The organism is Nitrobacter sp. TKz-YC02, assembly GCF_049852135.1.
GTDB lineage: Bacteria > Pseudomonadota > Alphaproteobacteria > Rhizobiales > Xanthobacteraceae > Nitrobacter > Nitrobacter vulgaris.
Genome location: NZ_CP180728.1, coordinates 3513445 through 3535671, shown reverse-complemented (window position 1 = coordinate 3535671; position 22227 = coordinate 3513445). Strand labels below are relative to the sequence as shown.

At 59.0% G+C, this 22227-nt stretch carries 21 protein-coding genes; 11 read left to right on the top strand and 10 right to left on the bottom strand.

Annotation, left to right across the window (positions count from 1 at the left end):
* The first annotated feature begins 168 nt into the window (after positions 1 to 168).
* Positions 169 to 789, top strand: coding sequence for a pseudaminic acid biosynthesis-associated methylase (locus ACM561_RS16970; RefSeq protein WP_425906604.1), 621 nt, complete (start codon positions 169 to 171; stop codon positions 787 to 789).
* A 158-nt stretch (positions 790 to 947) separates the two neighbouring features.
* Positions 948 to 1673 (top strand): cytidylyltransferase domain-containing protein, encoded by a 726-nt coding sequence (locus ACM561_RS16965; RefSeq protein WP_425906602.1) that lies wholly within the window; start codon positions 948 to 950, stop codon positions 1671 to 1673.
* A 447-nt stretch (positions 1674 to 2120) separates the two neighbouring features.
* Here ACM561_RS16965 and ACM561_RS16960 read toward each other — a convergent pair whose 3' ends face one another.
* Both ACM561_RS16960 and ACM561_RS16955 read right to left on the bottom strand, forming a co-directional pair.
* Positions 2121 to 2408 carry a hypothetical protein gene (locus ACM561_RS16960; RefSeq protein ID WP_425906601.1) on the bottom strand — a complete coding sequence of 96 codons (288 nt, stop codon included), beginning with the start codon at positions 2406 to 2408 and terminating at the stop codon, positions 2121 to 2123.
* A gap of 291 nt (positions 2409 to 2699) precedes the next feature.
* Positions 2700 to 2903: a hypothetical protein gene (locus tag ACM561_RS16955; protein WP_425906599.1), complete on the bottom strand. Its 204-nt coding sequence runs from the start codon at positions 2901 to 2903 to the stop codon at positions 2700 to 2702.
* A gap of 677 nt (positions 2904 to 3580) precedes the next feature.
* Between ACM561_RS16955 and ACM561_RS16950 the strand changes: the two genes are divergently transcribed.
* The 7 genes from ACM561_RS16950 (at position 3581) to ACM561_RS16920 (ending at position 12254) form a co-directional block, all read left to right on the top strand.
* Positions 3581 to 3670, top strand: coding sequence for a K(+)-transporting ATPase subunit F (locus tag ACM561_RS16950; protein WP_425906598.1), 90 nt, complete (start codon positions 3581 to 3583; stop codon positions 3668 to 3670).
* Positions 3671 to 3680: 10 nt separating this feature from the next.
* Positions 3681 to 5384 carry a potassium-transporting ATPase subunit KdpA gene (gene kdpA / locus ACM561_RS16945; RefSeq protein ID WP_425906597.1) on the top strand — a complete coding sequence of 568 codons (1704 nt, stop codon included), beginning with the start codon at positions 3681 to 3683 and terminating at the stop codon, positions 5382 to 5384.
* Positions 5385 to 5624: 240 nt separating this feature from the next.
* Positions 5625 to 7700 carry a potassium-transporting ATPase subunit KdpB gene (gene kdpB, locus ACM561_RS16940; RefSeq protein WP_425909802.1) on the top strand — a complete coding sequence of 692 codons (2076 nt, stop codon included), beginning with the start codon at positions 5625 to 5627 and terminating at the stop codon, positions 7698 to 7700.
* Between the two features lie 11 nt (positions 7701 to 7711).
* Positions 7712 to 8317 carry a K(+)-transporting ATPase subunit C gene (locus ACM561_RS16935; RefSeq protein WP_425906595.1) on the top strand — a complete coding sequence of 202 codons (606 nt, stop codon included), beginning with the start codon at positions 7712 to 7714 and terminating at the stop codon, positions 8315 to 8317.
* Positions 8318 to 8354: 37 nt separating this feature from the next.
* Positions 8355 to 11078: an ATP-binding protein gene (locus tag ACM561_RS16930; RefSeq protein ID WP_425906593.1), complete on the top strand. Its 2724-nt coding sequence runs from the start codon at positions 8355 to 8357 to the stop codon at positions 11076 to 11078.
* Positions 11075 to 11764 (top strand): response regulator, encoded by a 690-nt coding sequence (locus ACM561_RS16925; RefSeq protein WP_425906592.1) that lies wholly within the window; start codon positions 11075 to 11077, stop codon positions 11762 to 11764. The genes ACM561_RS16930 and ACM561_RS16925 overlap by 4 nt, the downstream gene beginning before the upstream one ends.
* Positions 11765 to 11810: 46 nt before the next feature.
* A complete protein-coding gene (locus tag ACM561_RS16920; RefSeq protein WP_425906591.1) occupies positions 11811 to 12254 on the top strand; it encodes a PTS sugar transporter subunit IIA in 444 nt (147 codons plus the stop codon).
* 73 nt (positions 12255 to 12327) lie between these two features.
* Here ACM561_RS16920 and ACM561_RS16915 read toward each other — a convergent pair whose 3' ends face one another.
* The 6 genes from ACM561_RS16915 to ACM561_RS16890 form a co-directional block, all read right to left on the bottom strand.
* Positions 12328 to 13137 carry a transporter gene (locus ACM561_RS16915; protein ID WP_425906589.1) on the bottom strand — a complete coding sequence of 270 codons (810 nt, stop codon included), beginning with the start codon at positions 13135 to 13137 and terminating at the stop codon, positions 12328 to 12330.
* 691 nt (positions 13138 to 13828) lie between these two features.
* A complete protein-coding gene (locus tag ACM561_RS16910) occupies positions 13829 to 14512 on the bottom strand; it encodes an esterase/lipase family protein (protein WP_425906587.1) in 684 nt (227 codons plus the stop codon).
* The gene (locus ACM561_RS16905) at positions 14509 to 17916 is read right to left on the bottom strand and encodes an acyl-[ACP]--phospholipid O-acyltransferase (protein WP_425906586.1); all 3408 of its coding nucleotides are present in this window, start codon (positions 17914 to 17916) and stop codon (positions 14509 to 14511) included. Before ACM561_RS16905 ends, ACM561_RS16910 begins: the two co-directional genes overlap by 4 nt.
* A 73-nt stretch (positions 17917 to 17989) precedes the next feature.
* Positions 17990 to 18256 (bottom strand): YiaA/YiaB family inner membrane protein, encoded by a 267-nt coding sequence (locus ACM561_RS16900; protein ID WP_309774768.1) that lies wholly within the window; start codon positions 18254 to 18256, stop codon positions 17990 to 17992.
* A 15-nt stretch (positions 18257 to 18271) separates the two neighbouring features.
* Positions 18272 to 18928: a hypothetical protein gene (locus tag ACM561_RS16895; protein ID WP_425906584.1), complete on the bottom strand. Its 657-nt coding sequence runs from the start codon at positions 18926 to 18928 to the stop codon at positions 18272 to 18274.
* A gap of 9 nt (positions 18929 to 18937) precedes the next feature.
* A complete protein-coding gene (locus tag ACM561_RS16890) occupies positions 18938 to 19285 on the bottom strand; it encodes a hypothetical protein (RefSeq protein WP_425906582.1) in 348 nt (115 codons plus the stop codon).
* A 2-nt stretch (positions 19286 to 19287) separates the two neighbouring features.
* On the opposite strand from ACM561_RS16890, the gene ACM561_RS16885 reads away from it, so the two are divergent.
* Positions 19288 to 19842 (top strand): TetR/AcrR family transcriptional regulator, encoded by a 555-nt coding sequence (locus ACM561_RS16885; RefSeq protein ID WP_425906581.1) that lies wholly within the window; start codon positions 19288 to 19290, stop codon positions 19840 to 19842.
* Entirely contained in the window at positions 19808 to 20104 is a 297-nt protein-coding gene (locus ACM561_RS16880; protein WP_425906579.1) for a hypothetical protein, read from the top strand. Before ACM561_RS16885 ends, ACM561_RS16880 begins: the two co-directional genes overlap by 35 nt.
* A gap of 303 nt (positions 20105 to 20407) precedes the next feature.
* Here the strand turns inward: ACM561_RS16880 and ACM561_RS16875 are convergent, their stop codons facing one another.
* Positions 20408 to 21124, bottom strand: a complete 717-nt coding sequence (locus ACM561_RS16875) for a hypothetical protein (RefSeq protein WP_425906578.1) — start codon at positions 21122 to 21124, stop codon at positions 20408 to 20410.
* A gap of 312 nt (positions 21125 to 21436) precedes the next feature.
* The gene (locus ACM561_RS16870; RefSeq protein ID WP_425906576.1) at positions 21437 to 22207 is read right to left on the bottom strand and encodes a lytic transglycosylase domain-containing protein; all 771 of its coding nucleotides are present in this window, start codon (positions 22205 to 22207) and stop codon (positions 21437 to 21439) included.
* Between the last annotated feature and the right edge of the window lie 20 nt (positions 22208 to 22227).

The window sequence follows — 22227 nt, the reverse complement described above, 5'->3', positions numbered from 1 at the left end:
TCCATTTGCCTCTTCCGCGGTTCGCCTGACATTGCTGAGGGTTTAATAGCCCAGATCCAATGGAAGGAACGTTGGTCTTCCGCAGGTTGGTGACGAGAGCATATACAATGATCCGCCGCTCGTTTTTGTTGTAGTAATGACGTGAAACTTCAAGGGGAACCAGCATATATGACCCAGATCACAGCACAGGAGGAATTCTGGGCCGGGGAGTTTGGCGACAACTACATCGAGCGGAATCAAAGTCAGGACGTGCTGGCCGCCAAGACCGCGATGTTTGCCCGGATTGTCCGGCGATGCAGCAACGTCCGGTCGGTTCGAGAGCTTGGCGCCAACATCGGCCTTAATATCCTGGCCCTCAAGACCTTGCTTCCATGCGCAGTGTTCCAGGCCATCGAAATAAACAGCCTAGCCTTCGAAAGGCTGGCGACTATACCCGGAATAGCTGCTTCCAATACGACGTTGTTCGAACCAGTCGGGTGGTCGAGCGTCGATCTGGCGTTTACCGCAGGCGTTCTGATCCACCTCAATCCTGACATGCTGCCGGTGGCCTATGAAAGGCTCCATGAGGCCAGCAATCGTTATGTCCTCGTGGCGGAGTACTACAATCCCTCCGTGGTCGAGATCAGCTACCGCGGTCACAGCGGGCGTTTGTGGAAGCGGGATTTCGCCGGCGAGATGATGGACAAGTACCCTGATTTAAAGCTTGTCGATTACGGGTTTATCTATCATCGGGACCCGGCATTCCCTGCTGATGATCTGACGTGGTTCCTGATGGAAAAGCGGGCCTGATTAATCAGCCAAAATAGCATCAGCGGGTCGTTGCGATTTGCACTCCGCATAACGCCAAGATATTGGCTCGTGGTGGTGCAGAGGGACTATTCTGTCGAATATGCTGAGTACTCCAAGGAGCCGGTACAAAACGGAACAGCAGCTAGCGGTTTTCTCCGATGCCAAATGAAGTCGTCATCATCACTCAGGCGCGCATGACGAGCACCCGCCTCCCAGGCAAGATCTTGATGCGCGCCGGGGAACGTACACTTCTTGAAACGCATCTCGATCGCCTCGCCGACGTCGGCGTGCCCATGATCGTCGCGACGACAACGAATCTCTCCGACGCTCCTGTTGTCGAACTCTGCGCTGCATTAGACGTTCCGGTATTTCGTGGCAGTGAGAATGACGTACTGGAACGCTACCAAAGAGCGGCTCGCGCGCACGAGGCGCGCCACGTGATCCGCGTGACGTCGGACTGCCCGCTCATCTGTCCAGACGTGATTCGCGCTGGCCTCGACATCTATTCGAGCCTGAAGAGCGAGTCCATTTATCTCTCGAACGGCGAAAGGCGGACCTACCCTCGCGGCATGGATTTCGAAATTTTTTCCCGACGCTCACTCGACTTCGCCGCGGAGAATGCCAAGCTTCCGTCCGAGCGCGAGCATGTGACAGGTTATATTCGCACGTCGATGCCGGATATTCGCCACGAGTACTGCACGGATGAAGAAGATCTCAGCGACTGGCGCATCACCGTCGACACCGACGACGACTTCAAACTCGCCAAACTTTTGATTGAAGATCATCATGCGGCCGAGATGGACTACCCGGGCTTAAAGGCTTTGCTGAAAGCGCATCCGGAGCTCATGAAAATAAACTCTCACATTCAACAGAAACCGATCTAAGGAATTGGAAAGACCCAGCGGATATCACAAGAGTATGCGCGCACCTTGCGTCCCAAGATCAAAAAAGTTGCCGCCGAGACCGGCTGTCCCTGTCGGAAACCTAATCCGGCTGGCAACTGGGGTCGAATTTGCTCGGTGTTCCGATGCCTGATGAATATTTTCGGATTTTGTCCGTTCTTGAAATCATGGAGAAAACTGACCAGTGTGGTCGGCTACGATGAACCCGAGTGTCCGCACACGGCCCCCAAAGGACGTATGAGATCCGTCGCTCTTAGTTATACCTCCGGCCCTCGTACGTCTTCCAAACTCTCCTGATCGGTGTCCGTGAAACCGCACCTCTCCGTGAACTGTCAAGCATTGAACTAGCTACAGAGTTCATGGACTTTGAGAACCAAGATATCCTCATTGTGCCAGACGTGAAATGGCTTGACGACTACATGCGCGCCCTCATGCCGCCCGCTGTAGTTCAGTCCCCACGACCTTCGACGCAGGCCCCACTACTGCGTTCGGACTGCTGCTCATATCGAGCTCAAGCACGCCAGGAACCATGATGACAGCTTGCGGTCGACGTCCGCTCTCGAGCATCGCGAACTTGATGGCGTTAGCGCGATCAACAAACAGACCGCCGCGACTACCGCACTGATTGCGGACGATCCATTGGCCGCTGCTATTCTGACCAACCAACAGAAGAGTGTGCGAGAGGTTTCTCGTACTCGGAGGTTTTTGTTTGTTCATGGTGCATGTCTTTCCAACAGGGAGCCAGAGACTTGGGTGTCTCGGAGGCGGCACGTTTCCAATCATCCTCGCAGAACGGGATGAGGTTGTTTGCGCTGCGATAGGCATTGTATTTTTCGATAGATGCGTTCGTGCGCTTGTCGACGTCTGCGCGCTCCGATCCCTCGACGTGCCAGATGGGGAGGTGTTTTCGGATTGATCTCATGATGGCCGCAACGTGCCTGGACATCGGACTCAAACCATCGATCCGAAGTTCATCAGCTGGACTTGCCGGTCATTGAGATCCGGTGGTCACCACATCCAGATTTTGAATGCAGTGATCGCGCCGATAACGACAACGACGCCGGTCAGCATGGCCAGAGCCTTGCCAACACGCTTGATCACAGCGGGGGCCCCGTGCGGCTCCACAGTCAGCGACTTCTCAGAAATCGGCTGTGCTGCGGCGTTTGCTCCCGACCGACGGGGCATGCTTGCGAGATGAACTGTAAGCGACATGGAGCGCCTCCTTGAGTAAAACGTTGGTCCGCAAAGTGTCGTCGGACACTCGGCAAGGTGCACATCTCGACATAGGAAATCGAGGCGGGAGGCGAGGTAATTTCATAAGCGCAGAATAAAGAAGCCATGTTACTGACGCGGTATGGCGATGGCTAAGATCACCAATCGCGCGAGGTCCGCAGCCGGCGGTATGCGGCAACCTCATTGAAATTGGTGGGTGCAGCGCCAAAGAGAGCCCCGCGCTGTATGGCTCCCAGTGCGACACAATAGGCGAGATGGCCACAGATGGTCGCAAGTCCAAACAGACTCTTTCGTCCATCTCCGATCAAGAAAAGGTTTAGGGATCCAGCGCAGCGGCGGCGAAGACGACTGTCTGCGCTCAGGAGAAAGCGGCGCGGCGGCAGCGGGCTGGCGACCGGCGCCCTCTGAGCCAGGAAAGCGCGCGCGCTGATCTTTATGGAATTCCTATACCGCGGAGCCGCGTTCCCTCTCGAATTCCTATGCGCTGTAGTGCCACGTACAGACTGAGGGCTGTCAGCGCGCCGTGATGGCCCAAAACAGTTCACTCGGCAGGAGCGGGCAATGCTGGACTTCTTCATGCTGGCCATCGGCCTCGGGTCTTTCGCGCTGGCGGTTGCCTACACCTACGCCTGCGACCAGTTCTAAGGGGGTACCAATTGATCTTCGATTACTCGCTCGCTGCGCTCGTCTCAGCCGGCCTGCTCATCTACCTCACCTACGCGTTGCTCAAGCCCGAGCGGTTCTGAGAGGCATGTCATGACCGTCAATGGCTGGATTCAGATCCTCATCTTCTGCGCAATGATCATCGCTCTGGTTGCTCCGCTCGGCGCTTATATGACTCGCGTCTTCAACGGCGAGCGCACTTTCCTGTCGCCGATCCTGCGGCCGGTCGAGTTCGTGCTTTATCGCGTCGCAGGGATCGACGAGAACCGCGAGCAGCATTGGGTAACCTACACTGTCGGCATGCTACTCTTCAGCGCTGCCTCCGTCGTAGCGCTGTACGGCTTGATGCGATTCCAGAAATTTCTTCCGTTCAATCCACAAGATATGTCCGCGGTAGCTCCCGATCTGGCTTTCAACACCGCTGTCAGTTTCACGACCAACACGAACTGGCAAAACTATGGCGGCGAGAGCACGATGTCCTACCTCGTGCAAATGGCAGGCTTAACGACGCAGAACTTCGTCTCAGCGGCCGTCGGGATCTCGCTCGCAGTCGCGCTGATCCGCGGCTTTGCGCGGACATCAGCGCGAACGATCGGCAATTTCTGGACCGATCTGACCCGCTGCACGCTCTACATCCTGCTGCCGATCTGCGTCGTTGGCACGATCGTGCTCGTTGCGCTTGGCGTGCCCCAGAACCTCAGCCCCTATGTCGAGGCTACCACGCTTGAAGGCGCCAAGCAGACGATCGCGCAGGGGCCGGTCGCCTCGCAGATGATGATCAAGCACCTCGGTACCAACGGCGGGGGCTTCTTCAACGCCAATGCAGCACACCCGTATGAAAGCCCCAACGCAATTACCAATCTGATCCATATCGTTTCGATATTTGCAATCGGGGCGGCACTGACCAACGTGTTCGGCCGAATGGTCGGAAATCAGCGGCAGGGTTGGAGCATTTTCGCCATCATGGGAGTTTTATTTCTTGCTGGTATGGTTGTTGCCTATTGGGCGGAGGCCTCTAGCACCACCGGTCTCAACGCGCTTGGCCTCACTGGCGGCAACATGGAAGGCAAGGAGGTTCGCTTCGGTATCCCCCTGTCCGCGCTGTTTGCTGTTATCACAACCGCGGCCTCCTGCGGCGCCGTCAACGCCATGCATGACAGCTTCACCGCGCTCGGCGGCATGATCCCTCTCATCAACATGCAGCTTGGCGAGATCATTGTCGGCGGCGTCGGCGCCGGCCTTTACGGCATGTTGTTGTTCGTCATCATTGCGATCTTTGTTGCAGGCCTGATGGTCGGGCGCACACCCGAATATATCGGCAAAAAGATCGAGGCGAAGGAAGTCAAGATGGCCATGCTCGCCATCCTGATCTTGCCGCTGATGTATCTCGGCTGGACCGCCGTTGCTGTCGTCTATCCTACGGCCGTCGCCTCGATCGCGAATCCCGGGCCGCACGGCTTCAGCGAGGTGCTCTACGCCTTCGTGTCGCAGACTGCCAACAACGGCTCCGCCTTCGGCGGGCTCACCGGGAATATCCTTTTCTACAACGTCACCGGTGGCATCGCGATGCTGGTCGGACGCTTCATCATGATCGTCCCGGCCATGGCCATAGCCGGCTCGCTCGCCGCCAAGAAGTCCATACCCGAGTCCGCCGGAACCTTTCCGACGACCAGCGGCCTCTTCATTGGCCTCGTCGTGGGCGTCATCGTCATCATCGGCGGATTGACGTTCTTCCCAGCACTCGCGCTTGGGCCGCTCGTCGATCACATCTCGATGATCCAGGGGCAGACATTTTGACAGCCCGTCATGATCAATGGAGCCAACGAGATTAGAGCGACGGAATGGAGCACTGGTGGATGCGTCCGCCACTGTGACCGGAATCATTATCGTTCTGCTCGGTGTACTGCTGATGATCATGGGACTCGTGATCGCCGTTCACGCCGTCATTCAATGGATTGCGCCGGCCTGAAGTCTTCTCTTGCCAGGCCTGCCAACGAACCACACGCTGGAGTTTTTCATATGAGCCGGTCGAAACCCATGAACATGATGGACGCCCGCATCCTTGGTCCTGCGTTGGGCGAATCCTTCAAGAAGCTCAATCCCAGGAACCTCGCCAGGAACCCGGTGATGTTCGTCGTTGCCGTTGTTTCAGCGCTCACAACGATCTTTCTCGCAAAGGACATCGTGACGGGCGCGGAGAATATCGGTTTCACGTTTCAGATCGTCTTGTGGCTCTGGTTCACGGTCCTGTTCGCCAACTTCGCAGAGGCCGTCGCCGAGGGCCGCGGCAAGGCACAGGCGGACTCGCTGCGGCGCACGCGCACGGAAACCCAGGCTAAGCTCCTCACGGGGACCGACCGCAAGAGTTCCAAACAGGTTCCTGGCACGAGCCTCAAGGTTGGCGATGTCGTGCTCGTCGAAGCCGGCGACACCATTCCCTCCGATGGCGAGGTGATTGAGGGTGTGGCCTCGGTCAACGAGGCGGCGATCACTGGCGAATCTGCACCCGTCATCCGTGAGTCCGGCGGCGACCGTTCGGCTGTTACGGGCGGCACACAGGTGCTGTCCGACTGGATCCGCGTGCGGATCACCGCCGCGCCTGGCTCGACCTTCATCGACCGCATGATCCGGCTTGTGGAAGGCGCCGAGCGGCAGAAGACGCCGAACGAGATCGCGCTGAACATCCTCTTGGCCGGGCTCACCATCATCTTCGTGTTCGCGACCGTGACGATCCCAAGCTACGCAGCCTATGCCGGTGGTGCAATCTCGGTCGTGGTGCTGATTGCGCTCTTTGTGACCTTGATCCCGACGACGATCGGTGCGCTGCTGTCGGCCATTGGCATCGCCGGCATGGATCGCCTTGTGCGTTTCAACGTGCTCGCCATGTCCGGCCGTGCGGTCGAGGCGGCCGGCGACGTCGACACGCTCCTGCTCGACAAGACCGGCACGATCACGCTCGGCAACCGGCAGGCCGCTGAATTTAAGCCGTTACGGGGCGTCAGCGAACAGGAGTTGGCCGATGCCGCACAGCTCGCCTCGCTCGCCGACGAGACTCCCGAAGGCCGTTCGATCGTCGTGCTGGCCAAGGAAAAGCACGGTATTCGCGAGCGCAACCTGACCGAGCTGCACGGCAAGTTCATTCCCTTCACCGCCCAAACCCGGATGAGCGGCATGGAGGTTGACGGTTCGTGGATTCGCAAAGGCGCGGTGGACGCGATTCTCGACCATCTCAACGGCTCGCCAACGCTGGCCGCGGGTAGCGCTGTGCGGGTCCTGCAGTTAGCCGTGAGTGCCGACGTCGTTCGCGAGGTCAACGCGATTGCCGAAGCCGTCTCCAAATCCGGCGGCACTCCGCTTGCCGTAGCAAAGGATGGCAGGCTTCTCGGCGTCATCCATCTCAAGGACATCGTCAAGGGAGGCATTCGCGAGCGCTTCGCCGAGCTGCGGCGCATGGGTATCCGCACGGTCATGATCACCGGCGACAACCCGACCACGGCAGCTGCGATCGCGGCCGAGGCGGGTGTCGATGACTTCCTCGCGCAGGCAACCCCCGAAGACAAGCTGCGCCTGATCCGGGACGAGCAGGCCAAGGGCAAGCTTGTCGCGATGTGTGGCGACGGCACCAATGACGCGCCGGCGCTTGCCCAGGCCGATGTCGGCGTTGCCATGAACACCGGCACCCAGGCGGCCCGCGAGGCCGGGAACATGGTCGACCTCGACTCTAACCCGACCAAGCTCATCGAGATCGTCGAAATCGGCAAGCAGCTCCTGATGACGCGCGGCGCGCTCACCACCTTCTCCATTGCCAATGACGTGGCGAAGTACTTCGCCATCATCCCGGCTATGTTCGTCGCGTTCTATCCACAATTGAACGCACTCAACATCATGAATCTCGCGAGCCCGCAAAGCGCGATCTTATCGGCAATCATCTTCAACGCGCTGATCATCATCGCGTTGATTCCGCTCGCCCTGAGAGGCGTGGCTTACCGGGCAATTGGCGCCGCCCCGCTGCTTCGCCGTAATCTGCTGATCTACGGCCTGGGCGGCGTCATCATCCCCTTTATCGGTATCAAGGCCATCGATCTCATGGTCACGGCCCTGCACCTCGCCTGAGGAGAGACATCATGCTGAGAGAAATCCGTCCCGCCATCACGTTCCTCATCACACTTACCGTGATCACGGGCCTCATCTATCCTCTCGCCATGACGGGGATCGCCGGCGCAATCTTTCCCCATCAGGCGCAAGGAAGCCTGATCGCGCGCAACGGAACGGTCATTGGTTCTGAGTTGATTGGGCAGCAATTCACGAGCGAACGCTATTTCCACGGGCGGCCGTCGGCGACTCTCAGTCCTGATCCCGCCGATTCCTCCAAGACCGTTCCGGCACCCTACAATGCGGCCAATTCGATGGGCTCAAACCTAGGCCCGACCAACAAGGCGCTCATCGAGCGCGTCCAGGCGGATGTCGAGAGGCTCAAGCAGGAAAATCCGGGTATGTCGGTACCGATCGACCTGGTGACGACCACGGGCAGTGGTCTCGATCCGGACATCTCTCCGGAGGCAGCCCTCTTCCAGGTTCCCCGCGTAGCGAAGGCGCGAAACATCCCGGAGGCTCAGCTCCGCGAGCTGGTCAACCAGCATATCCGAGGTCGGATTCTGGGGGTTTTCGGGGAACCGCGCGTGAACGTTCTCGCCCTCGACCTTGCCCTGGATGAGGCCGTGGCGCGATAAGAGTCGACTGGCCGCGTGGGCCATCCGGGAGAACCTGATGGCAGAACAGAATCTCGATAACGATCAACGTCCGTCGCCGGAGGCCCTCCTGGAGGCTGCCCGGCGTGAGGATAGACGTATCGGCAAGCTGAAGATTTTCGTCGGTGCCGCTCCCGGCGTCGGCAAGACCTACGAAATGCTCCAGCAAGGGCGCGCCCGTAAGAACGATGGCTATGACATTGTCGTGGGTGTGGTGGAGACGCATGGCCGCAAGGAGACGGCCGCCCTGTTGGAAGGCCTCGAGGTTATTCCGCGCCGGCAGACCGACTATCGCGGGCAGCATCTCGACGAGATGGATATCGACGCGGTCATTGCGCGGCAGCCGCAGATCGTACTCGTGGATGAGCTCGCGCACACCAACGCTGCGGGCAGCCGCCATCCGAAGCGTTATCTCGACGTGCAGGAGCTCTTAAGCCACGGCATCGACGTCTACAGCACGGTCAACATCCAGCACATCGAAAGCTTGAATGACGTGGTCGCGCAGATCACCCACGTCCGTGTCCGCGAGACGATTCCAGATGCCGTTTTCGACCAGGCGGATGCCATCGAGCTGGTCGATCTCACGCCTGACGACCTGATTGACCGCCTGAAAGACGGCAAGGTCTATGTTCCGAAGCAGGCCGAGCGTGCCCTGCAACACTTCTTCTCGCCGGCGAATCTGACGGCACTCCGGGAAATTGCGCTGCGCCGTACCGCGGAGCGCGTTGACGAGCAGCTCCTCACCGAGATGAGGTCGCGTGCCATCCAGGGTCCATGGCCGGCCGGCGAGCGCGTGCTCGTCTGCGTCAGCGAGGATCCCCGCGCCGCCGGACTCGTGCGTTACGCCAAACGCCTCGCTGACCGCCTGCATGCATCATTCATCGCGCTGTCGGTCGAAGGCAGACGGAGCCTCCAGCTCACCGAGGAGGAGCGAGATCGTATCGCCGATACGCTGCGCCTCGCGCAGACGCTGGGCGGCGATGCCATCACCATCCCGGGCGGCGACCGGCGGATCACCGACGACATCATCAAATACGCGCAGTCCACCAACGCCGCCCATATCATCGTCGGTAAGTCGACCCGCTCGCGCTGGTTCGAAATCCTGCATGGCTCGGTAGTGCATGACCTGGTTCGTCGCTCTGGAAGCATCAGCGTCCATGTGATCGGTGGTGACGAGACCTCAGGAGAGATCGTTTCGAAGAAATCTGTGAAGACCACGCCGAAGCCAAAGTTTGCGGATCCGCTCCCCTTCGCGGCGTCGCTTGCGGCGGTCGCCGGGGCACTCGCGGTCGGAAAGTTGATCCTGCCACTCGTTGGCATCGAGACCGTCGATCTCGTCTACCTGACGGCGATTGTCGCCGTTGCCGTGCGCTTCGGCCTCTGGCCATCTCTCCTGGCCAGCGTCGCGGCATCCCTTAGCTACAATTTCTTCTTCATGGAGCCATTATATACATTCTCGATCTCCGATCCGACGAACATCGCCGCCTTTGCCTTCTTCGTCATCATGGCGGTGTTCGTCTCCAATGTCGCTGGTAGGGTCCGCACTCAGGCCATTGCGGCGGCATCACGCGCCCGCACCACGGAATCTTTGTACGCCTTCAGCCGCAAGCTTGCGGGCGTCGGCACGCTAGATGACGTGCTCTGGGCCGCTGCCTACCAGACCGCGTTGATGCTTAAGGTCCGGGTGGTCCTCCTCCTGCCAGAGGAGGGAAGCATTGTCGTGAAGGCGGGCTACCCACCGGAAGATACGCTGGACGAAGCGGACATCGGTGCGGCGAAATGGGCGTGGCAGAATGACCGTCCCGCGGGTCGCGCCTCAGACACGCTGCCCGGGGCTAAATGGCTATTCCTGCCCATGCGCACAGGTCGCGGCCCCATCGGCGTCGTGGGTATCGATAGCGATCGGTCAGGGCCGTTGTTCACGCCCGACCAGCGCCGTCTGCTGGACGCTTTGATCGACCAGAGCGCATTGGCCATCGAGCGCGTTCATCTGGTCGAGGATATGGATCGCGTCAAAAGATCGGTCGAGACCGATCGGTTGCGGTCGGCGCTGCTCACCTCGATCTCCCATGACCTCAAGACGCCGCTTGCGGCGATTCTGGGGTCGGCCGGAACGCTGCGCGATCTGTCGGGCAAGTTGAGCGAGATCGAAAAGGCGGATCTCCTCACTACTATTATCGACGAGTCCGAAAGGCTCAATCGTTTCATCGCTAATCTTCTCGACATGACCAGGCTTGAGTCTGGAGCGGTCGTACCGAACCTGGCTCTGCATGATGTGAGTGAGATCATCGGCAGCGCGCTGCGGCGCGCCAACAAGATTCTTCTTCATCATCGGGTCGATGTGCAACTGGCGCCTGAGCCTCCGATGGTTGGAATCGATGCGGTTCTGTTCGAGCAAGTCTTGTTCAATCTCCTCGACAACGCTGCAAAATATGCCCCGCCGGACACGACGATCCGCATTCAGAGTTGGCGCGATGGCGATGAAGTATCTGTCGAGGTCGTCGACGAAGGCAATGGCATCCCACAGGCTGATCTCGAGCATATCTTTGACAAGTTCTACCGCGCGAAGAAGACAGATCAGGTCCGCGCTGGAACCGGCCTTGGACTGGCCATCTCGCGCGGTTTCGTCGAGGCGATGAACGGCACGATCGTCGCGGCTAATCGGCCAGACCGGTCAGGTGCAGCCTTCACCATCCGCCTGCCGATTCCACTCCAATCCCAGCCGTTGGATACCGCAGCATGAACGCACCTGCATCCAAAGTTCTCATCATCGATGATGAACCGCCGATTCGTAAGCTGCTGCGCATGGGATTGACGACACAAGGCTACCAGATCATCGAGGCGTCGAACGGGAAGATCGCACTGGATTTGCTCAAGGAGGAGCCCGATCTGATCATTCTCGACCTCGGACTGCCGGACATCCAGGGACACGAACTCTTGCGGATGATCCGCGCCCGCAAAGAATCCGTTCCGATTGTGGTCCTCTCAAGCCGCGGCGACGAAGCCGGGAAGGTCCAGGCGCTCGATTACGGTGCTGATGACTACGTGACAAAACCGTTTGGAATGGAAGAGTTGCTCGCACGCATGCGTGCGGCACTGCGCCACCAGCTTCAGGCGCAGGGCGAACGCCCAATCTTTAAGGTGGGTGACCTCTCCGTCGATCTCGTTCGGCGCATTGTTAAAATGGACGAAAAAGAAGCAAAGCTCTCGCCCAAGGAATATGATCTGCTCCGTGTCCTGGTGCAGCATGCGGGTAAGGTGCTGACACACAAGTTTCTGCTGGGGGAGCTATGGGATTCGATGACAGACGCGCAATATCTACGCGTCTATGTCCGTCAGCTCAGACAGAAGATCGAGAAGGACCCTGAGCGCCCTCAATACATTCTAACCGAAACCGGGGTCGGCTATCGGCTTCGCTCACCAGACTGACAGCCACGATCATCGCTTGCGATAGAAAAACAATATGGAAAGCGCAATGCAACTTGCCGATTATCTCTCGGAGAAAAACACTCTCGTGGACGTCCAGGCGTCAACCAAAACCGGCTTGTTGAGCAATCTTTGCGCTCGTGCGGCTGTAGCCGTCGGCTTCGATGAGAAGACGATCTCATGCGAGATATTAAAGCGCGAAGGGCTTGGGTCGACCGGCGTAGGCGGCGGAGTTGCCATTCCCCATGCACGGATTCCGGGTCTTAGGAGCGCTTTTGGTGTACTCGCGCGCCTTCAGAAGCCGATTGATTTCGAGGCTATCGATGGGGAGCCCGTGGATATCGTGTTTCTGCTTCTTCTGCCGACAGCGACATCCGGCGAAGATCTGAACGTGCTCGCTGCGGTTGCTCGCAGATTGAGAAATGCGGAAGCGCTCCGGGCGCTTCGTCAGGCACAAGATGGTGCTGCCTTCCATAGCGCGATGGTCGCTTAGCAAAGACCGACAATGTCGTGTACAGCACCACACGGTCATCGCTCGGCGAAGATGCACGAGCATGCCAACCTCATCAGAAGCGTGTGGAGACGCCGACGTAGCTTACAATGGCTGGCGTGTTGCGGTTGAGACCGATATTGACGCCGATATCAAACTGCAGCGTCGGCTGCGGTAGCCAGACCAAAGCCATGTCATAGCTGTATTGTTGTACGGTCCCGGCAGGATCGAAATTCTGGCTGGTCCAGATTTCATTGTAGATCGTGAACTTGCCGATCTGCTTCGCGACGTTCACGAGCCCCGTCGCGCCAAGATGCCGGCCTTGGCCATCAGAGTCGGCAAGAACGTCGAGCTGCGGTCCCAGCGTCACCGTCCAGCCGTCCGGCACACTGATGTTGATGGGCACGGCCATGCCGCCCTCCACCTTGCCATTGCCGATACCAGTGGGTGCGGTGGGCAACTTCACGAACGGCAGAACTGCGAGTTGAAAGTCGCCTTCGGGGCCGGTGAGCCGCCGCTTGAACCGCACGGTTGCGTCGCCGATGCCCGACTGGGTGGACACATTGCCGACAGCATCGCCGGTCCGCACCCGCGTGAAGGGTACCCAGTTCAGCTGGATGTCAGAACTATCGGTCAGGCCATACTTCACGGTGGGATTGCTGAACAGCAGCTGATCGGTCCGGTTGCCTCCGGCGGTGTTGTTCAGCCAGGTAAAACCATCCGCTTCGATCTGCACCAGCCCTTTGGGGACGGTGCAGGCGAAGTTGGACTTGGTCGGCCGGTCGGTACAGATCGGCGCATCGGCCACAGATGCCGTTGGTACGGCATCCTGTGCGAAGGCGGGACCTGCAAGCAGCGCGGCAAACAGGATAGAGCAACGAGTCATTGCATCCATTCCTTTCAGACAAGTCCAAGCGCGCCTCATGATCTTCCTTAATCTGCGATTGACACGTCGAGGCCGAGTTTCATGTTTGCATTCAAGCGCAACGAGGAGCCCGTTAGCGGCAAATGCCCCGTTAGCTCTCGACATACTCCGGGGCCCTCAGTGGCTATCGCAACGCGTATAGGAATTCGAGATGAGTCCGACGCCAATTGCATAAGCAACTCTTTATGCGGGCTCTTGAAGGTAATCGAGTTCATCACAAGCCAGACTAGCGAACGGCGACCACGCATTCCGAGGTCGGTAGAAACCCATAGGAGGGGTAAAGCGTGACTCAAAGGCACCATCTTGCGAGTGCAAACTATCATCTGCGCGGGCCGGCTCGCGATTGCGAGTTAAGGCATCGTTCTACCCAAGGAACTGGACTCGGGGCGATGAGCTGTCCCGTCTCGGGAGGCGGTGGTCACCGATGTTACGCAAAGTTTCCAGCAACCGGGTGTCCCCTAACAATGATCGCCCCTGGAAAAGACCCGTGAACATCCGCCTGATCTTTTTCCTCCGGGGTGGAGGGTCGCGGGCAGTTTGCACAGGTCCAACATCACGTAACAGCATCACCCGATTATGACGGGCTCCCTCTCCGCCACCGGCGCGTTTTGCCCGGGGGGCGGTCAATTCTCCGATTCGATTTACCGTTCAGCTAAAAGATCCGAAGGTGGCTATCCATAGCGGTCCGGAGAAATCGGCCATCACGCAGAAAGGAAAGTGTTTGATTGATCGCGCTCTGGTGTCTCAATAAACCGGAGTGCGTTGCGCCAAGTACGATGTGGTCGCTCATGCCTCTTAGTCTGGTGCTCTCTACCGAAACTCTGCCGTCATTTGGCTGCGGTACAATAAAAAAGGACGATATCGGATCGACCGTTTTGTTTCCCGCTATGATCCCAACAGAATAATCCGGCAGCGGAAGCCATCCGGAAGATTGCAGCCGGCTCGTCCCGAGTTGCTGACCGGCAGGTCCATAAAATGCACGATAAGGCGCAGTTTCCTTTAGAAAATCCGTGACCTCGCTGCCGCCATTCGGTGGGCCGAGCATGACGACGCGATGTAGCCGGATCGGTCGATATCTTGCCAGATAGAATTGCGCGAGTAGTCCACCCATGGAGTGTGTGACGAAGTGAAGCGCGTCCGTCTGCATAGCAAACGGATGAATAGCAGCGTGAACATTTTCGACGAGTACCTCCAGCGGATATTTTCGGCTCGGATAGGCGAGGTTCAGCGTCGCGAAGCCTTCCTTTTGCAACGCTCGTTCCATTCGCCTGAATGAGCGTGGCGTTTTTGCCAGGCCATGGAGGAGAACTACGCCTGATGAAGGTGTATCAGTCACGCTACTTCGCGCCCGGCTATCTGTACCGTCTCCTTGCCGAGCGCTGTCGCCGCCACGTAGTCGGTCTTGCCGGAGCCAAGCAGTGGGACCTTGTCCACTACGCAGACGTCAGCGGGGACGGCCAATTCCGATATCCCTGACGCCTTGGTGTGGCGCTGCATCGCGGCACGGTTGGCATCCTTCTGGGTCGTGAGCAGCACAATCCGCTCGCCCTTGCGCTGGTCGGGAATCGAAACCGCGACCGAAATTGCTTGCGGCCAGAGGGCGGTCGCCGTCGCTTCGACGACTGATAGCGAAACCATTTCGCCGGCGATTTTGGCAAAGCGCTTGGCGCGACCCTTGATCGTGATAAAGCCGGCAGTGTCGATGCTGACGATGTCGCCGGTATCGTGCCATCCGCCCGGCAGGGGCTCCAGCACGCCCGGGTTCTCCGCACGCAGATAGCCGAGCATGACGTTCGGGCCGCGAACCGAAAGACGTCCGCCTTCCTCGATGCCGGGGACAGGATCGAGGCGCGCCTCCATCAGCGGCGACAACCGGCCGACTGTGCCCGGACGATTTGCCATTGGCGTATTCATGGCGAGCACCGGCGCGGTTTCGGTGACGCCGTACCCTTCCAGGATACGCAAACCGTAGCGCTCCATGTAGATCTGGCGCGTCCGATCCTTGACGGCCTCCGCGCCCGCAAGCACCAGCCGTAGCGAGCGGAAATCGTAAGCGTGAGCCGAACGTGCGTAGCCAGCGAGGAAGGTGTCGGTTCCGAACAGGATGCTGGCACCGGTTTGGTAGATCAATTCGGGCACGATCCGGTAGTGCAGGGGTGACGGATACATGAAAATCGGGATGCCCGTCAGCAGGGGCATCATCATGCCGCCGGTCAACCCGAAGGAATGGAACACCGGCAGGACGTTGAAAACCTTGTCATTGGCGTTGGCATCGACGCGCGCCATTGCCTGTGATGCGTTGGCGAGGATATTGCGATGGGACAGCACCACACCTTTGGGCGTCCCCTCCGAGCCGGACGTGAACAGCACGACCGCCGGGTCATCGGCCTTGCGCGCAACTCGGGGTGCGGACCCGGCTAACAGGCCGGCCAGCTTGTCGGCAAAGCCAATTCCGGCCCGGATGTCTTCGAGGTAGAGCACGCGGGCTTCGCCTGCGACCGCCGCCACGAGCTTGTCGAGCTTGGCTTTCTCAACGAACGCTTTCGACGTAAGGACAGTGCGAACCTGCGCCGCCTTCATCGCCGCTTGCACGTTCGAGATGCCGGCCGAAAAGTTCAGCATCGCCGGCACGCGGCCGATGGTCTGAAGCGCCATGAATACGACCGCCACGCCGGCCGAGTTCGGCAATAGCACGCCGACGTTCTCGCCGATGGATGTGCCTTGTTCGAGCTTGCGGCTCAATACTTGCGCACCAAGGATCAACTTACGGTAGGTCAAGGACGTGCCAAGCGCGTCTTCAATAATCGGCTTACCGGTATCGCGATCGCGATGCGCGTGTGCCAGTCTATCGAACAGCGTTTGGTCCAGCATCGCGTTCTTCACCATGGCGTCGATCATGACGTCCTGCAACGCGCTACCGGCGGCATTGCGCCGCGCCTTGCCCTTCAAGAGGGGGGCAATCGCCAGCTTCACCGGTGGCAAGATGGAGATCGTGACTTTCGGGAAAAGACTGCGCTTGATCTCACCGTTCTTCAGGTAGCTCAGATATGAGCGCTGGGCGCCTTCGATCCGCACCGGCACCACGACGGCGTCCGCCTTGTCCGCGATCATTGCGGTACCGTCGTAAACCTTCATTAAAGAGCCAGAGACCGTGATGCGGCCTTCCGGGAAGATGACGACCGGCTCGCCGGACGCGACAAGCTTGATCAGGTCGCGTGCTGCAAGCGGCCTGGACGGATCCATGGTGTAGTGTCTGATCTGTCGAAGGAACGGCTTGGCCCACCATGCCTTTGCGATTCCGGTGTCGACCGCGAAGCTGGCGTCAATCGGTAATGTCGCATGTATCAGCGGGCCGTCGACCAAGCTGACGTGGTTGGGAGCAATCAGCATGCGGGTGCCAGGTTCGGGGAGATTTTCCAATCCCCGTATTTCGACCCGAAAGAGCGCCCGAAACAACAGCGCACCGAAATCGCGGACGCCTTCCTTGCCCCATTTACTGAGAACAAAGAAGATCGAACCGAAGGACGCGAGCGCGAGGCCAAAAAAGATCCATGCGATCGAAAGCCCGGCAGCTTGAACCAGCGCGACCATCAGCGAGCCCGCCACCATGAAGCCTGCCTGGAGGATGTTGCCGGCCGCGATTACGCGAGCGCGCTCGGCTGGCATAGACCACGCCTGTACGGCGGCAAAGGAGGGGACAACGAACAGACCGCCACCGAAGGCGAAGATCGCGAAGTCGGCAACGATCCACAGGCCATCAACCGAGGTAAGAAAGGCTATCGGTGTGACACCAGAGGTCGGCGTGGCGTGACCCACCACCCATGCGATGCCGAGGCCGGAAATGCCCATCACGATCGCGCCGATCGGGACCAGCGCGAGGTTCGGCCTTTCGTGCGAAAGCTGGGCGGCAAACAGCGAGCCCGCGGCAATGCCAATGGCGAAGATCGCGAGGCACATTGTCACGACAGTCTCGATGCCGCCGATGATATCCTTTATCAGAGTGGGCAGCAGCGACAGCACGATGGCGCCGGCCAGCCAGAACCACGACACGATCAGCATGCCATCCCAGAGCCGCCGTTCGGCATAAAGTGATTTGAGCAGACGAAGGGTCGAGGTCCAGGGGTTGGCTGTTATGGCTAGTTCAGGCGCCGATGGCGTCGTGACCGGTATGCGGGAAGCGAACGCCCATGACAGGAACGCAAGCAGCACGATCGCGGAGGCGACCCAACCCATATGGGCCGTACCGGAGACCAGTAAGCCGCCAGCGATGGTGCCGATCAGGATCGCGAGAAAAGTTGCGCCCTCCACCAGCGCATTACCCGTCGCAAGTTCTCCGACGGACAACTGATCAGGCAGAATGGCGTATTTCACCGGGCCGAAAAGCGCGGCAACGGTCCCGAACATAAAGAGCGCCAGGAATAGAAACGGGATCGAGTGCAGGAAGAATCCGACAGCAGCAAAAACGGCGGCGAAAATTTCAACGAACTTCAACCGTCGCGCCACGACGGACTTGACGTATTTGTCTGCGAGTTCGCCGCCAAGGCCCGAGAGTACGAAGAAGGGAAAAATAAAAACCGCGCCGGCGATCGTCACCAGAGTGCCGCCGCCCTGCGTTGTCGCAGCCCCATACAGCAGGATGATGACAAGGCCGTTCTTCAAAACGTTATCATTTAGCGCGGCGCAGAATTGAGCCCAAAACAACGGCGCAAAACGGCGTGATGACATCAGTTCCCGGATCATTGGCTTCCTGTGATGGCTTTGAACTGCAAAAAGGCAAGTTTGACGGGTGTGTCGCGGTTTAGAAACTTTGGTGTCAAGCCCGCTCGGCGCTCAAGAGCTTTTCCGTCCGCGCTTCCTCAATCCGGTTGATCATGCGGCTGCTCTCGTGAAGGTCACGAACCGTCTTGGCGAGCGTTAGGCAGGATTGAATCAACATCCCCATTCCCATTGCGAAGTAGGCGCGTGTCCACCAATCCAGCGGAAGCGCGAAAATACCCCCGCCCACCATCAGGACAGATGCTACGAAGCAGATGTAGGAAAAGTTGACCCATGCGCTGGTGGGACGATCGGAATGCGTCATATAGTAGCTCCTTCGTTAAGACTTCAGGTTGGATTCAATCAAAGCTGCAACTGGCTGCTCGGCAGCCTTGCGAAGTCGCGCCAGAACATCGGATGCGCGAATATGAGTTGGACGACCAAATCCGGCTTCCGACATCCGTTCGATCAGATGCTCGGCCGGTCGGGACATTTCGTGCCTTATGGCGCGAGCGTTTTGGTTGTTTGCCCTGACTGCCTCCAACGCGATTTCCGCTTCACTGAAGCTGTCAAGATCCGTCTCCGAACCGTGGATGGTGCCGGTCAGGGCGCTATCGATGCGGGCCATCCTGCGGCCGCGATCGAGATCCGATAAACGTCGGCGTTCCGCAGCGAAATGCTTTGAAGCCTGCTCCGTGGCACGGATGTCGCTGGATATTGCTGCGATTGCTTCAGCAGCTTGCGTTGCCAGATCGTCGCGGCCGGCCCGGAGCGCTTCGACGGCACGCTGCTCCAGATCCTGTGTCTTGATCGTGAGCACGCGGCGGCGATCGGCTTCCCGGGCTTCCTCGGCGATCGCTATCGCAAGCGCGCGCCGAGCCGCAATGTGAGACTGATGAGCCGCCGCCAGTGAACGATTCAGGCTTGTTATCGGGGATAACGATTGCCGATACAGGTCACTCAGTATGTCGAACAGTCGGAAGAGGGATTGGCGCATCGATCCGCCTCACGTCAGGTGTTTCAGGTGGCCGAAAGAAAACGGGCAACGTCGTTTTCCTGTCTGCTGCCGCTTGCGGCGGTGGACCAGCACGCCCGCAACGTCGCTGGCTTGGGCCATTCGGTCGATTGGAGATAGGAGGAGCTTCATGACGAGTTTGACGGCAATCCTGCCGACGCCGGTCGCGAGGGCATGGGCATCGTCGACAGCGGTAAGAGCAATGTTTTCAAGAACGACCGTTTGCATATTCAAGGGCCTCCTGCTATTTTGAACATTGTTCAAAACTCGGTACGGGAAAAATGAACATTGTTCAAGAAGAATCTTTGCGCGATCAGAAAAAAAGTCGCAGGCGCACACTGATGCTCGATACCGCACGACGCATTATCGCGTCTAAGGGACTGATTTCATTGAAAGTTCGAGACGTTGCCGAAGCCGCGGAATGCTCGATTGGGAGCGTTTACAATGAATTCGGTGACTTTGACGGCCTGATTCTGACCGTGAACCGCGAGACGGTTCAGCTGCTCACATCGAAACTACGCATGGTTCCCAGCGACGACCCGCGCGCCCAGCTCCATGGTTTGGCGACCGGTTATCTCGAGTTCGCCGCGGAGCACACGAATCTGCTCCGATCGCTATTTGAGCATCGTATGGAGAAAAACCGCCCATTTCCCAAAGATATTCTCGATATGGTCATGGAGGCGTTCGCGCTGATGTATTCGCCGCTCTCGCGGCTTTTATCGAAGCGCGATCCCGATGAGCTGTTGTTGATCGCGCGAACCATGTTTTCAGCCACGCACGGGATCATTTCGCTCGGGCTCGAAGACCGCATGGTCGCCGTACCATCGCCAAATCTCAGGCAGCAACTTGCGCAATTCGTCGATGCGCAACTGGAAGGATTGGGCGCGCACGCCTGACCGCGCTCGCCGATCGCCACAAGAAGCTATAATTCGTTTTGAGAGATGTACCGTTCACGCGCCGGACGATCATCGCGGCGGTTACGTTTCTCAACGCCGCGCGATTCAGGATCGATTGGACGAGCTGCGAGCATTGCTTGCGCAGGTGTGCCCTGCACATGGTGGGATTGGCCACAATCGACCACCACCCGACGAGGACAGCCCGCAGGTGACCGTCGTCGTCGAAATCAAGGATGCGGAAGAAACAATCCGTAAAACCTGAGCCAAACGCGCTTTCGGTTGCAAACGCGACGTTACGTCTGAAATCCGCCTCGGTTGGCTTGGCAAGAAGATCGACGCCGCTGCGGACAGTTTCGTCCAGGCATTTGGAGAGACCCTCGGCGTGGCGGCCGGAACGGCGGTCGCCGCAGGTGGAGCGCTTCTAATCCCGCCAGTCGTGAAGCGAGTGACGGAGATTGTCGATCATGTCACACGCTGGTTTTCGCATGTGACGCTCCCGTTCTGATTGTGCGCTATCTCGAACAGGCGTGCGCAGCGCCCGTGAGATGCCAATATGCATTAGGATCTAGTTGTCGTGCGCCGCGATTAGGGCGTCGATATCGTCTTCGGTAAGCCCGGGACGGCTTAGCAGGGCCGCAGCGACGCGCTGGATTGCAGGCCAGTTTTCCTCGACCAGATCGGCAGTCTTTTGGGTCGTACGGCTGAATAGGCGGCTGAACTCCTCTGTTTCGGGGCCGTCCAGCTCGACGTAGCTGCCCGGCACCGCCGGCTTGCCGTGCTGCCGCAAAACCAGCATCGCCAGGAGGCTGGTCGCGTTGGCGCGATCCACGCGCCAACCACCCTCGCACGCGTGATTCTGGGCCGCGAGCGACATGGGACGATAGTGATGCTGCGCCTGCGGGCCGGCCAGCGCGACAATGGCGTACTTCTCCGGCGTCTCGAGGTCGTCCAGGGCGAGGTGCGTCGCGCTGGACGTCGTCACGACGGCGCCAGCGCCGTCGTGTGCATCGAGGGTCGCGTAGCTTACCGGGATGTCCAGCACGCGCGCGATCACGGCGTGTCCGGCCTCGTGATGCGCGATGGTCTCTCTCTTCTCCACGACGACAAGCTCCGTAATCCACTGACAAAAGCGGCCGATCTGGCGCTCGAACGCCGGATCGGACTGACCTGACCTCGGTGGTACCGATGGCCAGCGGAAGAAAGGTAGCAAGACGGTGCCGAAGGGCAAGGCGCTGCTCGGGGAGTTACCCTTGCCTACGAGGTCCCGGTCGGCAAGCTTCATCTCACCGGCGGATGTCGGGCCCTCCCGGGCCAGGCAGCAGCTTCAGCATGACTCATACCGGATCGATCGGGAGAAAGCGCACATGACGGCGCCAGTCCGCCGGACGCGGAGTCGCCGAGCAAGATGGCAATGCCGCCGGTAACAGCCACGAGCGAGGAGTTTCAAGCTTCCAAAGGCCGGGTCAAGTCTCAGGCTTCCATCAGTGGCGGGGGCATGGACACCGCCAAGCAAATGAAGCGTGACAACGAAATTTCCAAGGCATCCTCTTCAAAACGCCCTTCTCCGAGGAACTGACGCGGCGGGTGGAACTTCTCACAAGCGCCCTGGAGAATTGATCGGTGTCATCTTGCGGTCGGCCCACCTCTTGATGTCGCCAGCGGTTAGCACCTTGAGGAACGGATTGGCGTTGACGATTTTTTCGCGTGTCGTCCGACCCGTCGCGTCAGCGGTAGCCATAAGGGAAGCAGCATCGGCATTTTCTGCGCCGAACAATAGCGCCACGGCGCCTGCGGGTCCCGCGAAATGGGCAAGATAAAGAGAACCGGGCGTAATCGGCAGACCGCGCTTGTCTAGCATCGCGGCATATTCGTCGATCAACTGCGCGGCAATCTCTCGCGTAAGCTCGGGATCTCGCCGCAACTCCAGAACTTCCTTCTTGCTGCGCCCCGCCATCAGATCGCGTCGATGCCTACGAATGGCTTCGAGCCACGTGTCGTCAACAAACTGGGCGGCACCCGTCGCGCTCGAGCGCTTGTTCCTTGCATTCGCGTCACCATTAGACTCGGCGATAATAATACGCTCGACCAAAGCCTTCTTGACCGCCTTGTCGATTGTCCCGTTCAATTGGGTGTCACGAAACAGGACGAAACTTGCGACGAAAGCCAGACCAATTGCCACTCCAAGAACGAGCGTGATGGACTCCGCCGACAGCCAGTCCCTCGCCGCGACAACGTACCCACGCTCGTCGGGGCGAGGTGGCCGTATTTCATCAATACGGCCTGTTTGCTCGGACGTATGCGCGAGGGTCCGCGAGCTACCGCAGGCAAGCTCGATCCAAATGAATCGTTGGGCTAGGTTTGCCATCGCGTTGAAAGATTCAATGC